Genomic DNA, 17,596 nt, shown 5'->3' with positions numbered 1-17,596 from the left:
GTCGATTATGAATGCGATCAAGTGTGGGAGCCGGGCTTGCCCGCGATGGCCTCGCCGCGGTGTAGCAGACAGAGCAAGGTGCCTGTATCGCGGGCAAGCCCGGCTCCCACCGTTGATCTGCGGCGTTCGCGAAAGAGCGATCAGCCTTTGAGACAGGTGCTCATAAAGGTTTTACGCGCATCGCCGGTCAGCGCCTTGGTTTTCGCCGACGCATTGCAATCCTTCATCTTCTGCTGCTGCGGTGTCAGGGTCTTGGCATCATTGGCCGCCGGGGCGGACAGGCAGGTCTTCATGAACGCCTTGCGCTCGTCGCCCTTGAGCGTCTTGGTGGTGGCTTCGGCGTTGCAGGTGGTCATTTTGTTTTGCTGGGCGGTGGCGGCAAAGCCTTGGGAACACAACAGCAAGCCCATCATCAACAGCGGAATACGCAGCATCTTCATGGAGTTTTCTCCCTGTTACCGCGCCGACGGGCACGGCCTACCGAGCAGTGTAGTCAAAGCCTGTTACATCTTCACCGACTACGAATATGGGCACGCCGGTACTGCTCGGGGGTACATCCCGCCTGGCGCTGGAACATGGCGATAAACGCCGAGGCGGTGCTGTAGCCCAGGTCAAACGCCACATGTTGCACGCTGCGCTCGCTGTCGAGGGCCTCGATGGCGGCCAGGTAACGCAGGCGCTGGCGCCATTCGCCGAAGCTCATGCCCAGCTCCCGTATGAACTGACGTGCCAGGGTGCGCTCGCTCACGTGCACCTGTTCGGCCCAGTGCGCCAGCGGCCGGTTGTCGCCGGGATCGGCCTGCATGCCTTCCAGTACGCCGAGCAGCCCTGGGTGACGGGCGTAGGGCAGGAAGCACTCGTGGATCGGCGCCTGCTTGAGTTGGTCCACCAGCACCTGGGCCAGGCGGACGTCGGACTCGGTCTGCGGCATGTTCACGTCGCGCTGGGCGAAGTCACTGAGAATGGCCTTGAGGATATCGCTGATGGCCAGGGTGCACGGCTGCCGGGGCAATTGCTCGCAGAGTTCCGGGGCCAGCCCCACCGAGTGGTAGACGATTGCCTCGGCGTTATAGGAACTGTGCTCGGTATGCGGCGGCACCCACACGGCGTACTGCGGCGGTGACATGAAGCGGCTGCCGGCCACTTCCATGCGCATCACGCCACTGGCGGAGTAATCCAGCGAACCCCAGAAATGCTGGTGCGGCGTGCACTCGGTGTCGGGGGCGAAATCCGAATAGCGGAAATACACCGGGCTCGGCAGTTGGGGGAAATCCTGGAGGCGTACGTTGTGCTTGGCCATGTTGTCTGGATACAGCGGTGGGTTGTCTGGATCGCAGTATAGGCTTCGATCCAGACAATGGATAATCCTGCCTCATCTATACACCGGGCTCCTTTCGATGCAATACGCTTATCCCTTGCTGGCCATTTTTATCTGGGCCGGCAACACCGTCGTCAACAAACTGGCCGTGGGTTCGATCTTCCCGGCGGAGATTGGCTTCTATCGCTGGCTGCTGGCGGCACTGCTGTTTACGCCATTCATGCTCAAGCCGGTGATTGCCCACTGGGCGCAGATCCGCCCGAACCTGGGCAAAGTGTTCATCCTTGGTGTGCTGGGCATGGCGGTGTACCAGAGCCTGGCCTACTACGCCGCGTCGCTCACCACGGCGACCAACATGGGCATCATCCTGTCCCTGATGCCGTTGATGGCGCTGGCGGCGGCGATCATCAGCCTCGGCCAACGCCTGACCTACGGTGCGCTGACCGGTGCGGTGCTGTCATTCGCCGGCGTGGTCGTGGTGGTGTCCGCCGGCAGCCTCGGCGCACTGCTGCAACATGGGGTCAACCTGGGTGACGGCATGATGCTGGTCGCCACCCTGGCCTATGCGGTCTACAGCACCCTGCTGAAAAAATGGCAACTGCGCCTGCCCCCGCTGGTGCTGCTGTATCTGCAGGTGCTGGTGGCGGTGGTGGTGCTGTTTCCGCTGTTCCTGTTCTCGGCCAAGGCCGGCCTGGGCTGGGCCAACATTCCGCTGGTGTTGTATGCATGCCTGTTGGCTTCGATGCTGGCACCGCTGGCGTGGATGCACTCGGTGAAGACCCTGGGCCCGAGCCGCACCACGTTGTTTTTCAACCTGCTGCCGTTGATCACCGCGCTGATCGCCGCCGTGGTGTTGAAAGAAGAACTGGCGCCGTACCACCTGGTGGGCGGCCTGCTGACCTTGGGCGGGGTGATCTTGTCGGAGCGCTGGACCACGCCGGTGCGTTAAACCCCGGCCGCCTTCAAGCGCCGGGCATGCTCGACAAACAGCCGGATCGGCTCCGCGCCCTTGCCCACCAGGCCCAGGGACTGGTTGACGATATCGAAGTGGTCCAGCGCGTAGTCATCACCGATCACCAACCCCAGGTGTGAGCTATAGCGCCCGACCATGCCGTCGCACTGGCCCTTTTCCCGCACGAAGCTGCGGGCGAACAAACGGCAACTGCGGTTCGTGCCGTCGAACAGGTTGCGGCCACGGTCAGTGATGCCCGGCTGCAAGGTGCCGGACCACGAGTAATAGCGCACGCCGTTGACCTCTTCAGCACCCTGCCCGCCCCAGGTCTGCGGCAACCCCTGCGGGTATTGCTGGTTGAACAACGCCACGCCGGCACTGGTCAGTGAGTGATGGGACGCCTGCAAGTCCGCTTTGAAGCGTGGCCCGCGATAGCCGGTTTCCAGCACGCCCATCACCCAGGCGGCCAGGTGAAACAGCGCGCTCATGATTCGGCCCTTCACGCCGTCAGCGGGGTAATGCAGGTGGATATGGTCCGCCAGCTCCGAGCCATGATTGGGGCCTGCCACGGAGGTCACCGAGGCGACCCACTCGGGGCGCTTGGCCGCCGCATACCGCGCAGTGAGCGAGCCCTGGCTGTGGCCGATCAGGTTGACCTTGTCGGCACCGGTTTCGCGGCGAATGCGTTCGATCTGCAGCAACAGTTGCTCGCCACGCACCTCGCTGGAATCCAGCGGCGCCACCTGCACCGCAAACACCTGCGCCCCGCCCGCCCGCAATGCCGGGACGATGCCGTACCAGTACGGGAACCAGCCCAGGCGCACGAAACCGAGCATGCCGGGTACCAACACCAGGGGGTAACGCGTGGCCAACGACTGCGGCATGAACCGGGCATCCTTTCAATCCTATCCATCCAGCCTAGCCCAACCTCAAGTCGGGCTTGTGACGTTGCCGGTAAATCCAATAAAACTTTTTGCTTCTCCCAGGACTCACAACTTGGAGCGATCACGCCGGCAGAGCGTGGCGCAAAACCGGATTAGCCCCAGGAGATAGAGATGACCGAAGCAAACTTGACTGACGTTGCGACCCTGCGCAGCCGCGCCCGCCAGAACGTAGAAAACGGTGCCGTGACCGAGGGCTATGACGCCGACCGCGAAGAAATCATCCGCCTGCTCAACGCGTCGCTGGCCACCGAGCTGGTCTGCGTGTTGCGCTACAAGCGTCATTACTTCATGGCCAGCGGCATCAAGGCCGCCGTCGCTGCACAAGAGTTCCTCGAACACGCCACCCAGGAAGCCGAACACGCCGACAAACTCGCCGAACGCATCGTGCAGTTGGGCGGCGAGCCGGAGTTCAACCCGGACCTGCTGTCGAAGAACTCCCATGCGCAATATGTAGCGGGCAATAACCTCAAGGAAATGGTCTACGAAGACCTGGTCGCCGAACGGATTGCCGTGGACAGCTACCGCGAAATCATCCAGTACATCGGTGATAAGGACCCAACCACCCGCCGCCTGTTCGAAGAGATCCTCGCGCAGGAAGAAGAGCATGCCGACGACATGGCGGATATTCTCGAAAGCCTGTAACCCAGCAGAACGCAATACCCATGTGGGAGGGGGCTTGCCCCCGATAGCGGTGGATCAGTCAATTGAGATATCGACTGATATGCCGCCATCGGGGGCAAGCCCCCTCTCACATTTGCAGTTAGCCTTTCACGGTTTTTGGCGCCTTGCCTTCTTTCATCTGTTGCAGCAGCGGCGCGCACTCGTTCGGTTCCCCGCCACTGGGGGCAACCAGCGCCAGCAACCCGGCAGCCGGTCCGGCGATGACCCCAAGCGCCACCATGCCTGCGCCACGCAGTGCCAACGGAATGGCCTTCACACCCGCATTCGGCTTGATGAACGGCCCGTTCACATACAGCGGTGAACGCAGGGAGAACAGGCGGAAGCCTTTCGATTCCGGCGTAATGGTGAGATCCAATTGCTCCGTAGCCATGTTCGCGGTGCCATCGATGTAGACGATAGCGTTCTCGGTATCGAACACGAACAGACGTGTGGTCGCCAGGCCGGTCTTGATGCCGAAGTCCGCCGCTGCGCAGTTGATCTTCACTTCTTTGTCGCCGAACAGGCGGCCGACCACGTAGTTACCCACGTTGAGCCCGGCGATTTCCATCAGGCCACGGCTGATCGCGCCGTCGTTGATGAGCATCTTCAGGTCACCGTTGGAGGTGCCCAGCAGTGCCGCCACCGAGTTGCCGCGCCCGGAAATATCGGCATCGCCATTGAGTTCACCGAAGCTGGTCTTCATCGGTTCGAAGGTCGGGAACAGTTGTTTGAGCTTGAAGTTGCGCGCGGTGAGTTTGGCGCGACCCTCCATCGGCGTGGTGCGGCCATTCAGGCGAATCTGCGCATCCAGCTTGCCGCCGGCCACGCCAAAACGCAGGGGTTCCAGGCTCAGTTCGCCATCAGTGAGTACCAGGTGGGTATAGAGGTCGGTGAACGGCAGATCGGCACTGTGCACGATGCGTTTGCCGGTGAATTCCACATCGGCATCCATCACGCGCCAGCGCTCGGTGCGGAATTCTTCCACCGGCAACACTTTGGTCGCCGGTTGCTTGCTGTCGCCACCACGGGCTTTTTGCTTGGCGTTGGAGTCGGCGCCGATCAGGGGCGCAAGGTCGGTCATCAGCAGTTGGTTGGACACCAGCGTGCCACTGAGCTTGGGCCGTGGCTGGCTGGCGATGTAGGCGAGACTGCCGTGGATGTCGCTGTTGCCGATCTTGCCGTTGAAGTTTTCATAGCTGAACGAGGCACCGGTGGGCTCGTGCAGCTTGGCGATCAGGTGGCCATCGGTGGAATAGGCCGGTGAATCCGGCAGGGTCACGCCGGTCAGCGGATACAGGTTGCCCAGGCTGGAACCGGCGAGTTTCAGGCGCAGGTCGAGGGCGCCCAGATTCAGTGGGTCGGTAAGGGTGCCGGCCAGGGCGATGCTGGTGTCGGCAATCTTGACCTGGGCTTGCAGAGGGAACGGCTTGGCCGCGTCCTGCAAGGCCAGCAGGCCGCCGATCTTGCCGCTGCCGTCGAGTTTCTGGCCGTGGTACTGGCCTTTGACCTTGAGGCCGAACGCGTAATCCTGTGGCGCGGAGCCTTTTTCCAGTGCCTTCCTGGCATCGGCGTCGCCGACGATTTCACCGAAGGGAATGGGCTTGCCCAACGGATCGATGATCACATCCAGTTGAGTCTTGAGGGTCTGGTCGTCAAGGGTCACGTGGCCTTTGTCGAAGCCGATGGCGCCGATATCCACCACCCAGTTGGAGGGCTCGGCGTTGGGGTCCTTGGGGTCGAACTTGAAGGTCCAGTTGGCGCGACCGTCGGCCAGGCGCTGCAATTGCGCGCTGGGCTCAGTGAGGTCGATGCGCGGGATCACTACACGCTGCACCAGCAACGCCAGGGGCGAAATGCGCAGTTCCACCTTCTTGAGGGTGACCATCTGCGGGTTTTTCGACCAGTCGGGGTTGCCCAGGGTCAGGTCTTCGGCAATCACATGGGGCCACGGCACCCAGGCGCGCCAGCCGCCTTCATCGGGTTCGCGCGCCCACACCACCGCCAGGTTGCCATTGATAGCAAACGGTCGATGCAATTCTTCGGAGACCTTGGCATTGAGGGGGGGCTTGATGCGGTTCCAATCAAAGAACACCAGGACCAATACCACTATGGCGATTAACAGAACGAAGCTGGCGCAGCTCCAAGCGGCGATTTTACGCGTGCGCGTCATTGCACAGGACTCCTGAATACGACTGGCCGGATGACAGCCTTTAAGGACAGCTTATAGGACTACGACTGGCAAACCGCAGCGGGGTTTAACCCAATCGCCGATTTGCCAGGAAAAAGCTCATTTCCTGACCGACTCGACAGATTCCACCTGCGCCACCGCACCATTGTTACCCATGCGCGTGTCGAAAATACCCACACCGGTGCAAAACCGCGTGCTTGAGAGGCCCGTCCTAGAGCCTCTGACCAGAACAATCAATTCTGTTGATTATTACCATTGTGTTTATGAACTTTTATATCGACTTATCGAGAGTAGCATTAGCCCTGTACCCACTTTATCGCCCTCCCAAGGAGCAACCCATCATGAAACGCCAAGTACTCGCTACCGTCCTGTTATCCATCCTGGCTTCCAGTGCCTTTGCCCTGCCAGCCGCCGAACAGGCCACCCCACAAGTCAAAGCCGACGCCGCTCATTTCAGCCAGACCGTCGCTCGCAGCGGTTCGCAAGAAGAAGAGAACCGTGACTACGCCAAAGGCGCCGTTGCTGAGAATGGCTCTGAACAAGCCAACAAACGCGCCTACACCGAAGGCCTGACCGAAAACGGTCGCAACCGCCTGGAACAGAAAGGTCTGGTTGAAGGTGGCGCCGATCGCCTGCTGGAACGCAATGCTGTTGCCGAAGGTGGCCGTGATCGCCTTGAACAGAAAGGCCTGGTTGAAGGTGGTGCTGAACAAGCCAATGAACGTGCCTACACCCAGGGTATTGCCGAAGGCGGTGCTGACCGTCTGCAAGAACTGCATCAAGCACAGAGCTAACCCCGTGGTGGCCGAAAAAAAAGCCCGATCTGTCGATCGGGCTTTTGCTTTCCTGTAGATCGCGTCACGCCCTTCCCCTGCCAAGTTCGACGCCAACAGAACTGTTTTGCTAGAGTGCGTCGCTGTACTTGCCGACAAAGCCCGCTCGCCAATGCTGCCCCGCGCCGAACAGAAGCAACAGACACGCCTCGCCCTGATGGACGCAGCCCGCCATCTGATGGAGTGTGGCCGTGGGTTTGGCAGCCTGAGCCTGCGCGAAGTGGCGAAGACGGCCGGCATCGTGCCCACCGGTTTCTACCGCCATTTTGCCGATATGGACCAGCTTGGGCTCGTCCTGGTCAGCGAAGTGGGCCAGACCTTCCGCGCCACGATCCGCCTGGTGCGCCACAACGAGTTCGTGATGGGCGGCATTATCGATGCCTCCGTGCGGATCTTTCTGGATGTGGTCTCGGCCAACCGTTCGCAATTCCTGTTCCTGGCCCGTGAACAATACGGTGGCTGCCTGGCGGTGCGCCAAGCGATCGGCGCCTTGCGCGAAGACATCACCCGTGACCTGGCAGCCGACCTGACGCTGATGCCCAAGCTGCAGCATCTGGATGCCGAAGGTTTGCACGTGATGGCCGACCTGATCGTTAAAAGTGTATTCGCTACCCTGCCCGATATCATCGACCCGCCGGCCCAGGCCCTGCCTGACCACCTCACGCCCCAGGCAAAAATCACCCAGCAATTGCGCTTTATCTTTATCGGTTTGAAACACTGGCAAGGCCTGGGCAGCACCGAGTAACGCCATCATCCCGCTGAGTGGAAGCGCTTGGCCGTGGTGTAGTTCCTGTTCCAGTAGTTGTTGCTCAACGAATCGATGCGGATGCTCTTGCCGGTACGCGGCGAATGAATAAATTTGCCCTCGCCGATGTAAAGGCCCACATGGCTGACCTGGCCGCGCCCGTTACCCTTGAAAAACACCGCATCGCCGGGCTTGAGCGCATTGCGCTTGATGGTCGGGGCCGTGGAGCGGTGCATCGCGACCGTCGTACGGGGTAGCTGGATATTGGCTTGGGTCTTGAACAGATAGACCAGGAAACTGCTGCAATCGAAGCCCTGGTCCGCCGAGGTGCCGCCCCATTTGTACGGCGTGCCTAGCAGTTCGTGGGCGCGGTCGATCACGTCATCGATGGATGCTTCTTTCAGTGAAGTGGAGAAAGAGGCATGAGGCTGCAGATTGGCGGAGGCCGAAGACAGGATGAAAGTCAGGCTGACTATAAACAGGTAACAAAGTGATTTGAACATGATGAACGTCGCAGTGGATTAAACACGGCGCACAGACTAAAGATCTCGCAGGTAACCTGATGAACGCCATTTCCTTTGACCCTGTAGGGAAAATCTGAAAACACCCATCACAGTGCAACAGGCAATACTTCGCACCATTTTGGCGCAATCCAGCCGAGTTTTTTTCGCCCTATTTAGTGGCGCCACCCACACACCTACAGGCATTTCCTACACCCCAGTGAGGTTGGCAAGCCCCTTGCTCTAGCTGTTGCATCGCTCATAGCTGGAAGCTTCCTGATGCTGGTGATCCACCGCCGAATCGCCCCCCAAGCCCTCTGGGCCGCCGAGTTGCTGCTGAACTTCGAAGCTCGCAGCAAAAGCCGCCTGCGCTGTTTCAGTGCCGACGGTGAAGACGTAGGCCTTTTTCTGGAGCGCGGCCAGCCTCCGTTGCACGATGGCGAATTCCTGCAGGCTGAAGACGGACGCGTCGTACGCGTGTGCGCGCGGCCTGAACACCTCTTACACGTGACCTGCAGCAGTGCATTCGAACTGACCCGTGCGGCCTATCACCTGGGCAATCGCCACGTCGCGTTACAAGTAGGTGACGGCTGGTTGCGCCTGCTCGACGACTACGTGCTCAAGGCCATGCTCGAACAGTTGGGTGCGCAAACGCAAACCATCGAAGCGCCGTTTCAACCGGAGCATGGTGCCTATGGCGGCGGCCATCATCATTCGCGCCATGGCGATGAAGACTTCAATTACCCGCCCAAGCTGCATCAGTTCGGCGTGCGTCTATGAACCCAGCCTGGGCGCTGCTGCGTCTGGCCAGTCCGCAATTGCCGATTGGCGGATACAGCTATTCACAAGGCCTGGAAATGGCCGTCGATAACGGTCGCGTCAACGATGCGGCCAGTGCGCGCCGCTGGATCAGCGACCAGTTGCTGCTCAACCTCGCGCGTTTCGAGGCACCGTTGCTGCTCGCCCATTGCCAGGCCGCCCAGGCGGCGGATTGGTCGCGCCTGGCACAGTTGTGTGAGGAACACCGCGCCAGCCGTGAGACACGCGAGCTGTATCAGGAAAGCCGGCAGATGGGCTACTCCCTGCAACAACTGCTCAATGGCCTGCCCGAGTTGGACGACGCGGCCCGCACCTTTCTTCAACAGTGCACCGAACCTCACCTCGCCCTGGGCTGGGCCCTGGCCGCCCGCGCCTGGCACATCACCCCCGCCGATGCCCTCGCCGCATGGCTGTGGAGCTGGCTGGAAAACCAATTGGCGGTGCTGATGAAAACCCTGCCGCTGGGCCAGCAAGCCGCCCAACGCCTGACCAGCGAACTGCTGCCGCTGTTGCAACAAGCCCAGCAGGACGCCAGCCACATCGACCCTGATCATCTCGGCAGCGCCGCGTTTGGCCTGTCCCTGGCGTGCATGGCCCACGAGCGCCAATACAGCCGCCTGTTCCGTTCCTAGGAGACAACACACATGAACGCACAACCTCTACGCGTCGGCATCGGCGGCCCGGTGGGCTCCGGCAAGACCGCCCTGACCCTGGCCCTGTGCCTGGCGCTGCGCGATCGCTACAACCTGGCGGTGGTCACCAACGACATCTACACCCGCGAAGACGCCGACTTCCTGGTGCGCAACCAGGCCCTGGCGCCGGAACGCATCATCGGCGTGGAAACCGGCGGCTGCCCGCATACGGCGATCCGCGAAGACGCCTCGATCAACCTGGAGGCCGTGGACCAGCTCAATCGCCGCTTCCCCGGCCTGGACCTGATCCTGGTGGAATCCGGCGGCGACAACCTGTCGGCTACGTTCAGCCCGGAACTGTCGGACCTGACCATCTACGTGATCGACGTGTCCGCCGGCGACAAGCTGCCACGCAAGGGTGGGCCGGGCATCTGCAAGTCCGACCTGCTGGTGATCAACAAGATCGACCTGGCCCCGCTGGTCGGTGCCTCGCTGGAGCTGATGAACAGCGACACCACCCGCATGCGCAACGGTAAACCCTTTGTGTTCAGCAACCAGAAAACCGGCGTCGGCCTGGATGACATCGTCGCCTTCATCGAACGCCAAGGCCTGCTGACCGCCGCCTGATCAACCCATAAGGAACCTGTCCATGAACCTCAAGAAACTGCTGACCGCCGCCGCCCTGCTGCTGGCCCCTGCCCTGGCCTTCGCCCACCCGGGCCACGGCGACAACGGCCTGGTGGCCGGCATCAGCCATCCCCTGAGCGGAATCGATCACTTATTGGCCATGGTCGCCGTCGGCTTGTGGGCCGCCCAACAAAAAGGCGCCGCGCGCTGGGCACTGCCGTGCACTTTCGTGGGCACCATGCTGATTGGCGGCGTGCTGGGTTTTGAAGGCCTGGAGTTGCCGGCGCTGGAAAGCGGGATTGCCGCGTCGGTGCTGGCCCTGGGTCTGGCGGTCGCGCTGGCGGTGCGTCCGCCGCTGTTCGTGGCGGTCGGGGCGACAGCCTTGTTCGCGCTGTTCCATGGCGTGGCCCATGGCTTGGAGCTGCCGGACATGTCCAGCCCCTGGGCGTATGCGGCTGGTTTTGTCGGTGCAACGGCGGTGCTGCATGCTGCCGGTTACGCTGTGGTGCGCTTGCTGCCGGCTGCGGCGGCGCCGCTGGTACGGGTTGCCGGGGCGGCTTCGGCGGCGACCGGGGTCTGGTTGTTGGCAGGCTGATTTGCGGCGTATTTGACGGCCTCATCGGGGGCAAGCCCCCTCCCACCTTTGGGGAGGGGGCCTGCCCCGATAGCGCTAGACCAGACACCACGGAACCCAAGCCTGCTACCATGCGCGCCTACACCCCTGCCGTGACGACGCCAGCCAATGCCCAGCGCTTCCCAACCCTCCTTGAACACCGTGCTCACGCACTTCCACAGCCTGATCGTGCCGCTCTGGCAAGGCCCGGGCTGGAATGCCGAACTGGCATTGCCGTATGAGGCACTGGACGCCGACCACCGGCCATTACCCCCGCAACGCTACCGCGCCATGGCCTGCGCCCGGCAGTTGTACCTGTTCGCCAGCCTGATCGGCGAGCCCGGCGCGGCCTTTGCCGAAGAACGTGCGGCGGCGTTGTTCCGCTCGCTGCAACGGCACTTCCACGACGCCGAACACGGCGGCTGGTTCTACAGCATCGACCCCGCCGGCCGACCGCTGGACAAGCGCAAAGACCTGTACACCCACGCCTTCATCATCTTCGCCTGCGCCCATTACTGGGCCAAGGTGCGCGAGCCGCTGGTGGAATCGGTGCTCAATGCCGCCCTGGCCGTGGTCGCCGAACGGTTTTCCACAGGCGACGGCCTGTACGAAGCGGTGCTGGAGCGCAATTGGGCGTCCCTCAAGTCCGGCCCCCTGCAAAACCCGTTGATGCACCTCGCCGAAGGCTTCCTCGCCACGCTGGCCGTGCGCGAAGATGCCATCACCCAAGACGCGCTGCTGGACCTGGCCAACGCCCTGCAGCAACGCTTCATCGACCGCCACCACGGCGTGATGATGGAAAAACCGCTGGGTGCTGTGGATAACTGGTTTGAGCCGGGGCACCAGTTCGAATGGTTTTTCTTGCTGGAGTCGTCTGAGTTACTGCGCGGTACGCCGTTGCACGCCTCCCTGACACGGGCGTTTGCCTACGCCGAAGAAAAGGGTGTGGATAACGCGAGCGGCGCCGTCAGCGGCATGTTGGCGTTGGATGGCACGGTGCGCGACGGCACCCAACGCATCTGGGCCCAGGCCGAGTACCTGCGGGCACTGACCTTGCGACCGGACAGCGAAGCGCGGTTGCAGCGCCAGTTGCTGGCGCTGCAACAACACTTCCTGCATGCAAAAGGCTGGCATGAATGCCTGGATGCCCAGGGCGCGGTGAGCCGACGGGATATGCCGTCGACCACGCCGTACCACCTGGCGACCTGTTACCAGGGCCTTATGCAATCCACTTGCGATCTCCGGTAAAGCTGATCGTCAGCCAGCGCGCCGCATCCGGCGTGCCAAGCCCTGTGGATATCTCTTCGCGCAGCCCGTCCAGGGTCGCGACGTTATCCACCGGGTAATCCGCCGGCAACACCACATGAATCTCGATAAACCGTGCGCGCCCATGCTTTTGCACGTAGGACACGTAGTCATCGAAACCATGTTTGGCCCGGGCCGCGTCCATGACCTCGCGCACCTTGTCGTCGAGGTGGTCCGGCGCAATCCCCAGCACCTCGCGCAACGCCGGGCGCAAAATCTTGAACGCCGGCGCCAGCATGCTCAGGGCCAGCAGGATCAGGATCAACGGGTCGACATACACCGCCCACTCGCCATAGCCCTGGGACTTGAGCAACAGGGCCGCCAGAAAGCTGATCAGCAGGCCCACCGAGAGCATCGCGTCCACCAGCCAACTGATGTTGTCGAACTGGATCAGCGATGATTTCAGCGTTCGATTGCGGTAGCGCACGTAGAAAAAATAGGCGAACTCGACGACGGTAAACACCGCCGCATAGATGATCACCAGCCCCAGCTCGATCTCACGCCCGCCATTGATAATGCCGAACACACCGTTGAGGAACGCGTAGATGGCGATCAGCAACAGGAAGCTGCCTTCGATCAGCAGCACCATGGGCTCCAGGTGCCAGTAGCCGAACTGGAAACGCTCGTTGCTTTTCTTGGCGATCAGCTTGGCCGTGATCAGCATCAACACCTTGATGGCGGTGGCGATCAGCGAGAAAAAGCCGTCGAACAGAATGGACTGGGCGCCGGATACCACACCCGTGACAATCCCGGCGATCGCTACGGCGAACATCAGGATGGTCGATTGTTTGAGCAGTGCCTGCTCACCTCGGTTACTCACATTTCCTCCCGTCAAAACCTTGAATCCGCAGAGTGCGGAGGGGTTTTCAGGAGGTGAGTGTACCTTATAGCCTGTTTTGGCCGATCTGACGCCATCGGGGGCAAGTCGAATCGTCGCACCGCCCCTCCCACCTTCGACCGCATTCACATGCTGAAACTCGGTCAAGTGTGGGAGGGGGCTTGCCCCCGATGGCAGCGACTCGTTTTTAAGCCTTACTTGGCCCCACGCTCAATCGCAAACCCCGCCCAGGTCTGGCTCACCGGCATCAGCTCCAGGCGGTTGATGTTCACATGCGCCGGTGTGTTCATCACCCAGAAAATCGTGTCAGCAATGTCCTGCGGCTGGATCGGCTCGGCGCCCGCGTAGGTGGCGTCATACCGCGCCTGGTCGCCGCCAAAGCGCACCAGCGAGAACTCGCTCTCACACAGGCCCGGCTCGATGTTGGTCACGCGCACGCCGGTACCTTGCAGGTCGCAACGCAGGTTCAGCGAGAACTGCTTCACGAACGCCTTGGAGCCGCCGTACACATGGCTGCCCGGGTACGGGTAGCTGCCGGCGATGGAGCCAAGGTTGATGATGCCCGCACCACGGCCATGGGCGATCAGGCGCGGCAGCAGCAGGCTGGTGGTGGTGAGCAGGCCCTTGATGTTGGTGTCGACCATGGTTTCCCAATCGTCGAGATTGCACTTGGGCGCTGGGTCGGTGCCCACGGCCAGGCCAGCGTTGTTGATCAGCCCGCGCAGCGTGGCAAACGACGGCGGCAGGTTGGCGATGGCGTCTTCCATGCCCTTGCGGTCACGCACGTCCACGACCAGGCCATGCACTTCGGTCTGCTTGGAAAGCTCTTCGACCAACGCATTCAGGCGGTCGGCGCGACGGCCGGTGAGCACCAGTTTCCAGCCGGCTTCGGCAAAACGACGAGCACAGGCTTCGCCGAAACCTGAGGTTGCGCCAGTAATAAACAGCGTGTCGGACATGGTGTTCTCCTTGCGGGCATCGGAAAAAATAGCCAGCAGAATGCCCGTACGCCGCGATGGCGGCAACTACTGGGCACACAAGTTGACACATGCCTGATCACTTTTTAACCACTGAACGCAAAGCCTTACAGGCCGTGGCTTACAGCCATATGCGCGCAGGTTATCCACAACTGCGCCCACAGTCTTTGGGGGCAAGTGCAAAATGCCTCAGGCCTCTATACACAAGGGTTCCAGGCGCTTTTAGAAAGTTTTTTGCTTGACCTTGGCCTGTGCGTATGTAGGCCCTTTCACGAACGGCAAATCAGAACGATGGCTCCAGGCCAGTCATTCCGGCCTCTGCGGCGGTCTTTCCAGAGTTTAGTCACAGACTTATCCACAGGCTGCCGGGACATATTCCAGTCATATACCTGTGTCTTTAAACAGGTTGACAACGGGCTCGGGCGGTCCCCAAAAACCCACTGATCAAAAAACAATCACCGCGCTACAAGCCGCGTGTTTGTTGGCTTTCAGCCAGCTACTCCCACGTTACCCACAGCCGGTTCCACAGCGGATGGGGACAAGTCAAAACTGTGACAAAACAGGGATTTGCGGCGGCTATATGTCGCGCTTTGGAGGGGGGCTGAATTTGTTTTCCACAATTTGGTGGCAACCCTCTTCACACCACAAAAAAACATGTGGATCTGCTTAATGTGGGAGGGGGCTTGCCCCCGATGGCGGTATGTCAGTCGACAGATGTACTGCTGATCCACCGCTATCGGGGGCAAGCCCCCTCCCACAGGGGGACCGCGTCGTTATTTAGATCAGTGACCGCCGAGGTAGGCGTTGCGCACTTCCTCGTTCACCAGCAATTCCTTGCCAGTGCCGGTCAGGCGGATCTCGCCATTGACCATCACATACGCCCGGTCCGACAAGCGCAGTGCATGGTTGGCGTTCTGCTCCACCAGGAAGATGGTCATCCCGGTGGCCGCCAGCTCGCGCAGGGTCGAGAAGATCTGCTTCACCACGATCGGCGCCAGGCCCAGGCTCGGCTCGTCCAGCAGCAACAACTTCGGACGGCTCATCAGTGCCCGGGCAATGGCGAGCATCTGCTGCTCGCCACCGGACATGGTCATGGCACGCTGGGTACGCCGTTCCTTGAGCCGTGGGAACAGCTCGAACATGCGCTGCATGTCATCAAAGGCATACTTGTCGCCAATCGGGATGGTGCCCATCAGCAGGTTTTCCTCGACGGTCATGTCGGGGAACACCCGCCGCCCTTCCGGCGACTGCGCAATGCCGTTGGAGGCGATGTAGTGGGACGACTTGTGGGTAATGTCGACGCCGTTGTAGAGGATCTGTCCCGACTCGGCCCGTGGCTGGCCGAAGATCGACATCAGCAGCGTGGACTTGCCCGCGCCGTTGGAGCCGATCAGGCTGACGGTTTCGCCTTCGTTGATGTGCAGCGAGACTTTCTTCAGGGCCTGGATCGGGCCGTAATACACGTCCAGGTCCTTCATTTCGAGGATAGGTGCACTCATACCAGCTCCTCTTCGTCAGCGCCCAGGTAGGCGGCAATCACTTTCGGGTCGTTGCGGATCGCGTCCGGCCCGCCCTCGGCGATCACGTTGCCGTGGTCCAGCACCACGATGTGGTCGGAAATACTCATCACCATGCCCATGTCGTGTTCGATCAGCACCACCGTGAGGTCGTGTTCGTCGCGCAACAGGCGAATCATCGCGCTGAGGGCTTCGGTTTCCTGGGGGTTGAGGCCCGCAGCGGGTTCGTCCAGGCAGATGATCTGCGGCCGCGTGCACATGGCGCGGGCGATTTCCAGGCGGCGCTGCTGGCCGTAGGAGAGTTCACCGGCCAGGCGGTTGGCGCAGTCCACCAGGTCCACCACTTCCAGCCAGTAGAAGGCGTGGTCGAGGGCGTCGCTTTCAGCCTTGCGGTAGCCCTTGGTGTTGAGGATACCTGCCAGCATATTGCGGTTGACCCACATGTGCTGGGCCACCAGCAGGTTTTCCAGTACCGACATTTCCTTGAACAGGCGGATGTTCTGGAACGTCCGCGCCAGACCCGCACGGTTCACCAGATGCGTTCCGCCGAACATCTTGTAGTACAGGCGACTGAGGAAGCTTTTCGGTGACACGAAGTCGGTCGGCTGGAACCGTTCGCCGAGCAACTGGATCACATTGGTCTGCTTGCCACGTATGTTCAGTTCGATCTTGCCGCCGCTGGCCTTGTAGAAACCGGTGAGGCAGTTGAACACCGTGGTCTTGCCTGCGCCGTTGGGCCCGATCAGGGCGAAGATCGAATTGCGTTCGACCTTGAGGCTCACATCGCTCAAGGCCTTGATGCCACCGAAGTGCATCATCAAATGCTCCACGCAGAGCACGACTTCCTTGCTCATGGCGCTACCCCCTTGCGTGGTGTCACACCGGTACGGCTGATGCGGATCAGGCCTCGCGGTCGCCAGATCATCATCACCACCATCAACACGCCAAACAGCAGCACGCGGTATTCGGAGAAGCTGCGCAGCAACTCAGGTGCAACGGTCAATACAAAGGCCGCGATCACCACGCCCACCGTCGACCCCATGCCTCCCAACACCACGATGGCCAGGATCAGCGCCGACTCGAAGAAGGTGAACGACGACGGGTTGACGAAGCCTTGGTAGCTGGCAAAGAACACCCCGGCCAAACCGGCCGTCGATGCACCGATAGTGAACGCCGAGAGCTTGACCAGCACATGGTTCAGGCCCATGGAACGGCAGGCGATTTCATCTTCGCGCAGGGCTTCCCAGGCGCGGCCGACCGGCATGCGGGTCAGGCGGTGCTTGATGTACAGCACGGCCAGCACCACCAGGAACAGCACGATGTAGATGAACAGGAATTTGATGTTGGGGTTGTAGTCGATGCCGAAGAACTCATGGAAGGGAACCCCGCCATCCTTCGCGCGCTTGCCGAACTCGAGGCCGAGGAAGGTCGGCGAAGGCACCGGCATGCCATTCGGGCCGCCGGTAAACGACAGCCAGTTATTGAGCACCAACCGGATGATTTCACCGAAGCCCAGGGTCACGATGGCCAAATAGTCACCGTGCATTCGCAACACCGGGAACCCGAGTATGCACCCCGCCAGCGCCGCGGCGATGGCCGCCAATGGCAGCACGGTCCAGAAGCCCAGGCCGAGGTATTGATAACCCAATGCCAGGCCATAGGCGCCGATGGCGTAGAACGCCACGTAACCCAGGTCGAGCAGGCCGGCCAGGCCCACCACGATATTGAGGCCGAGGCCCAGCAACACGTAGATCAGCCCGAGGATCACCACGGTCAACAGGTACTTGTTGGCGAAGATCGGGAACACGATGGCGATCACGATCAGCGCCGGGATGATCCAGCGCAGCCGCGATTTGTAGTCCGGTGGCAGCACGTGCACCCCGGAACCACTGCTCTCGAAGCCCTGCAGGATCTTCAGGCCCTTGGGGGTTTGCAGGAACAGGCTCATGGCAAAGCGGCCGACCATCACGATGGCCACCAGCAGGCCCACGCGGGCCGGTTCCAGGTTGAAGCTGTAGCCGTCGAGTACCACGCCGACGATCGGACCGAACACGATCAGCGAAATCAGCCCGGCAAGGATCGTATCGACCACACTTTTCTTGATATCGATTGATTTGGCAGCAGACAT

General features: G+C 61.3%; 19 protein-coding genes. 9 read left to right on the top strand and 10 right to left on the bottom strand.

What is annotated here, in order from left to right; all coding sequences use genetic code 11:
* Nucleotides 1–140 precede the first annotated feature (140 nt).
* The gene (locus BM026_RS11855) at nucleotides 141–440 is read right to left on the bottom strand and encodes a PsiF family protein (protein ID WP_017849707.1); all 300 of its coding nucleotides are present in this window, start codon (nucleotides 438–440) and stop codon (nucleotides 141–143) included.
* 71 nt (nucleotides 441–511) lie between these two features.
* Nucleotides 512–1,300, bottom strand: coding sequence for an AraC family transcriptional regulator (locus tag BM026_RS11850; RefSeq protein ID WP_092246685.1), 789 nt, complete (start codon nucleotides 1,298–1,300; stop codon nucleotides 512–514).
* A 97-nt stretch (nucleotides 1,301–1,397) separates the two neighbouring features.
* On the opposite strand from BM026_RS11850, the gene BM026_RS11845 reads away from it, so the two are divergent.
* Nucleotides 1,398–2,267, top strand: a complete 870-nt coding sequence (locus tag BM026_RS11845; RefSeq protein ID WP_071491640.1) for a DMT family transporter — start codon at nucleotides 1,398–1,400, stop codon at nucleotides 2,265–2,267.
* On the opposite strand, the gene BM026_RS11840 is transcribed toward BM026_RS11845, so the two are convergent.
* Entirely contained in the window at nucleotides 2,264–3,154 is an 891-nt protein-coding gene (locus BM026_RS11840; protein WP_092246655.1) for an esterase/lipase family protein, read from the bottom strand. The two genes, BM026_RS11845 and BM026_RS11840, sit on opposite strands and share 4 nt — an antisense overlap.
* 171 nt (nucleotides 3,155–3,325) lie before the next feature.
* Between BM026_RS11840 and BM026_RS11835 the strand changes: the two genes are divergently transcribed.
* Complete coding sequence (locus BM026_RS11835) at nucleotides 3,326–3,856, top strand: ferritin-like domain-containing protein (protein WP_028615542.1); 531 nt, start codon at nucleotides 3,326–3,328, stop codon at nucleotides 3,854–3,856.
* A gap of 118 nt (nucleotides 3,857–3,974) precedes the next feature.
* On the opposite strand, the gene BM026_RS11830 is transcribed toward BM026_RS11835, so the two are convergent.
* Complete coding sequence (locus BM026_RS11830) at nucleotides 3,975–6,044, bottom strand: AsmA family protein (protein ID WP_092246649.1); 2,070 nt, start codon at nucleotides 6,042–6,044, stop codon at nucleotides 3,975–3,977.
* A 359-nt stretch (nucleotides 6,045–6,403) separates the two neighbouring features.
* Between BM026_RS11830 and BM026_RS11825 the strand changes: the two genes are divergently transcribed.
* Together BM026_RS11825 and BM026_RS11820 are read left to right on the top strand one after the other, a co-directional pair.
* Nucleotides 6,404–6,856, top strand: coding sequence for a hypothetical protein (locus BM026_RS11825; protein ID WP_071491643.1), 453 nt, complete (start codon nucleotides 6,404–6,406; stop codon nucleotides 6,854–6,856).
* Nucleotides 6,857–7,007: 151 nt separating this feature from the next.
* Complete coding sequence (locus BM026_RS11820; protein ID WP_058423535.1) at nucleotides 7,008–7,640, top strand: TetR family transcriptional regulator; 633 nt, start codon at nucleotides 7,008–7,010, stop codon at nucleotides 7,638–7,640.
* A 5-nt stretch (nucleotides 7,641–7,645) separates the two neighbouring features.
* Here the strand turns inward: BM026_RS11820 and BM026_RS11815 are convergent, their stop codons facing one another.
* Nucleotides 7,646–8,143 carry a C40 family peptidase gene (locus BM026_RS11815; protein WP_093513430.1) on the bottom strand — a complete coding sequence of 166 codons (498 nt, stop codon included), beginning with the start codon at nucleotides 8,141–8,143 and terminating at the stop codon, nucleotides 7,646–7,648.
* 276 nt (nucleotides 8,144–8,419) lie between these two features.
* Between BM026_RS11815 and ureE the strand changes: the two genes are divergently transcribed.
* The 5 genes from ureE (at nucleotide 8,420) to BM026_RS11790 (ending at nucleotide 12,079) form a co-directional block, all read left to right on the top strand.
* Entirely contained in the window at nucleotides 8,420–8,920 is a 501-nt protein-coding gene (gene ureE / locus BM026_RS11810; protein WP_093528617.1) for an urease accessory protein UreE, read from the top strand.
* Nucleotides 8,917–9,591 (top strand): urease accessory protein UreF, encoded by a 675-nt coding sequence (locus BM026_RS11805; RefSeq protein WP_093528614.1) that lies wholly within the window; start codon nucleotides 8,917–8,919, stop codon nucleotides 9,589–9,591. The genes ureE and BM026_RS11805 overlap by 4 nt, the downstream gene beginning before the upstream one ends.
* Before the next feature lie 12 nt (nucleotides 9,592–9,603).
* Nucleotides 9,604–10,218: an urease accessory protein UreG gene (gene ureG, locus BM026_RS11800; RefSeq protein WP_071491647.1), complete on the top strand. Its 615-nt coding sequence runs from the start codon at nucleotides 9,604–9,606 to the stop codon at nucleotides 10,216–10,218.
* Between the two features lie 22 nt (nucleotides 10,219–10,240).
* Nucleotides 10,241–10,813 carry a HupE/UreJ family protein gene (locus BM026_RS11795; RefSeq protein WP_071491648.1) on the top strand — a complete coding sequence of 191 codons (573 nt, stop codon included), beginning with the start codon at nucleotides 10,241–10,243 and terminating at the stop codon, nucleotides 10,811–10,813.
* A 147-nt stretch (nucleotides 10,814–10,960) separates the two neighbouring features.
* On the top strand, nucleotides 10,961–12,079 hold the full coding sequence (locus tag BM026_RS11790; protein ID WP_092246645.1) for an AGE family epimerase/isomerase: 1,119 nt from the start codon (nucleotides 10,961–10,963) through the stop codon (nucleotides 12,077–12,079).
* On the opposite strand, the gene BM026_RS11785 is transcribed toward BM026_RS11790, so the two are convergent.
* From BM026_RS11785 to livM, 5 genes are all read right to left on the bottom strand, one after another.
* Nucleotides 12,051–12,956 (bottom strand): cation diffusion facilitator family transporter, encoded by a 906-nt coding sequence (locus BM026_RS11785; RefSeq protein WP_071491650.1) that lies wholly within the window; start codon nucleotides 12,954–12,956, stop codon nucleotides 12,051–12,053. The genes BM026_RS11790 and BM026_RS11785 overlap by 29 nt on opposite strands.
* Nucleotides 12,957–13,168: 212 nt before the next feature.
* Nucleotides 13,169–13,933, bottom strand: a complete 765-nt coding sequence (locus tag BM026_RS11780; protein ID WP_058423435.1) for an SDR family oxidoreductase — start codon at nucleotides 13,931–13,933, stop codon at nucleotides 13,169–13,171.
* Between the two features lie 800 nt (nucleotides 13,934–14,733).
* Nucleotides 14,734–15,450: an ABC transporter ATP-binding protein gene (locus BM026_RS11775; protein ID WP_071491651.1), complete on the bottom strand. Its 717-nt coding sequence runs from the start codon at nucleotides 15,448–15,450 to the stop codon at nucleotides 14,734–14,736.
* Nucleotides 15,447–16,322: an ABC transporter ATP-binding protein gene (locus tag BM026_RS11770; RefSeq protein WP_071491652.1), complete on the bottom strand. Its 876-nt coding sequence runs from the start codon at nucleotides 16,320–16,322 to the stop codon at nucleotides 15,447–15,449. Before BM026_RS11770 ends, BM026_RS11775 begins: the two co-directional genes overlap by 4 nt.
* A complete protein-coding gene (gene livM / locus BM026_RS11765; RefSeq protein ID WP_093121271.1) occupies nucleotides 16,319–17,596 on the bottom strand; it encodes a high-affinity branched-chain amino acid ABC transporter permease LivM in 1,278 nt (425 codons plus the stop codon). Before livM ends, BM026_RS11770 begins: the two co-directional genes overlap by 4 nt.

It is taken from the genome of Pseudomonas sp. NFPP24, from assembly GCF_900112095.1.
GTDB classification, from domain to species: Bacteria; Pseudomonadota; Gammaproteobacteria; order Pseudomonadales; family Pseudomonadaceae; genus Aquipseudomonas; species Aquipseudomonas extremorientalis.
This window is presented reverse-complemented; position numbering and strand designations above follow the sequence as displayed.

Coding starts and splice junctions, on each gene's coding strand:
- ureG (WP_071491647.1), top strand. CDS start 9,604: ATGAACGCACAACCTCTACGCGTCGGCATCGGCGGCCCGGTGGGCTCC.
- BM026_RS11815 (WP_093513430.1), bottom strand. CDS start 8,143: ATGTTCAAATCACTTTGTTACCTGTTTATAGTCAGCCTGACTTTCATC.
- BM026_RS11855 (WP_017849707.1), bottom strand. CDS start 440: ATGAAGATGCTGCGTATTCCGCTGTTGATGATGGGCTTGCTGTTGTGT.
- BM026_RS11770 (WP_071491652.1), bottom strand. CDS start 16,322: ATGAGCAAGGAAGTCGTGCTCTGCGTGGAGCATTTGATGATGCACTTC.
- livM (WP_093121271.1), bottom strand. CDS start 17,596: ATGTCTGCTGCCAAATCAATCGATATCAAGAAAAGTGTGGTCGATACG.
- BM026_RS11790 (WP_092246645.1), top strand. CDS start 10,961: ATGCCCAGCGCTTCCCAACCCTCCTTGAACACCGTGCTCACGCACTTC.
- BM026_RS11805 (WP_093528614.1), top strand. CDS start 8,917: ATGAACCCAGCCTGGGCGCTGCTGCGTCTGGCCAGTCCGCAATTGCCG.
- BM026_RS11775 (WP_071491651.1), bottom strand. CDS start 15,450: ATGAGTGCACCTATCCTCGAAATGAAGGACCTGGACGTGTATTACGGC.
- BM026_RS11795 (WP_071491648.1), top strand. CDS start 10,241: ATGAACCTCAAGAAACTGCTGACCGCCGCCGCCCTGCTGCTGGCCCCT.
- BM026_RS11850 (WP_092246685.1), bottom strand. CDS start 1,300: ATGGCCAAGCACAACGTACGCCTCCAGGATTTCCCCCAACTGCCGAGC.
- BM026_RS11845 (WP_071491640.1), top strand. CDS start 1,398: ATGCAATACGCTTATCCCTTGCTGGCCATTTTTATCTGGGCCGGCAAC.
- BM026_RS11780 (WP_058423435.1), bottom strand. CDS start 13,933: ATGTCCGACACGCTGTTTATTACTGGCGCAACCTCAGGTTTCGGCGAA.
- BM026_RS11820 (WP_058423535.1), top strand. CDS start 7,008: ATGCTGCCCCGCGCCGAACAGAAGCAACAGACACGCCTCGCCCTGATG.
- ureE (WP_093528617.1), top strand. CDS start 8,420: ATGCTGGTGATCCACCGCCGAATCGCCCCCCAAGCCCTCTGGGCCGCC.
- BM026_RS11840 (WP_092246655.1), bottom strand. CDS start 3,154: ATGCCGCAGTCGTTGGCCACGCGTTACCCCCTGGTGTTGGTACCCGGC.
- BM026_RS11830 (WP_092246649.1), bottom strand. CDS start 6,044: ATGACGCGCACGCGTAAAATCGCCGCTTGGAGCTGCGCCAGCTTCGTT.
- BM026_RS11835 (WP_028615542.1), top strand. CDS start 3,326: ATGACCGAAGCAAACTTGACTGACGTTGCGACCCTGCGCAGCCGCGCC.
- BM026_RS11825 (WP_071491643.1), top strand. CDS start 6,404: ATGAAACGCCAAGTACTCGCTACCGTCCTGTTATCCATCCTGGCTTCC.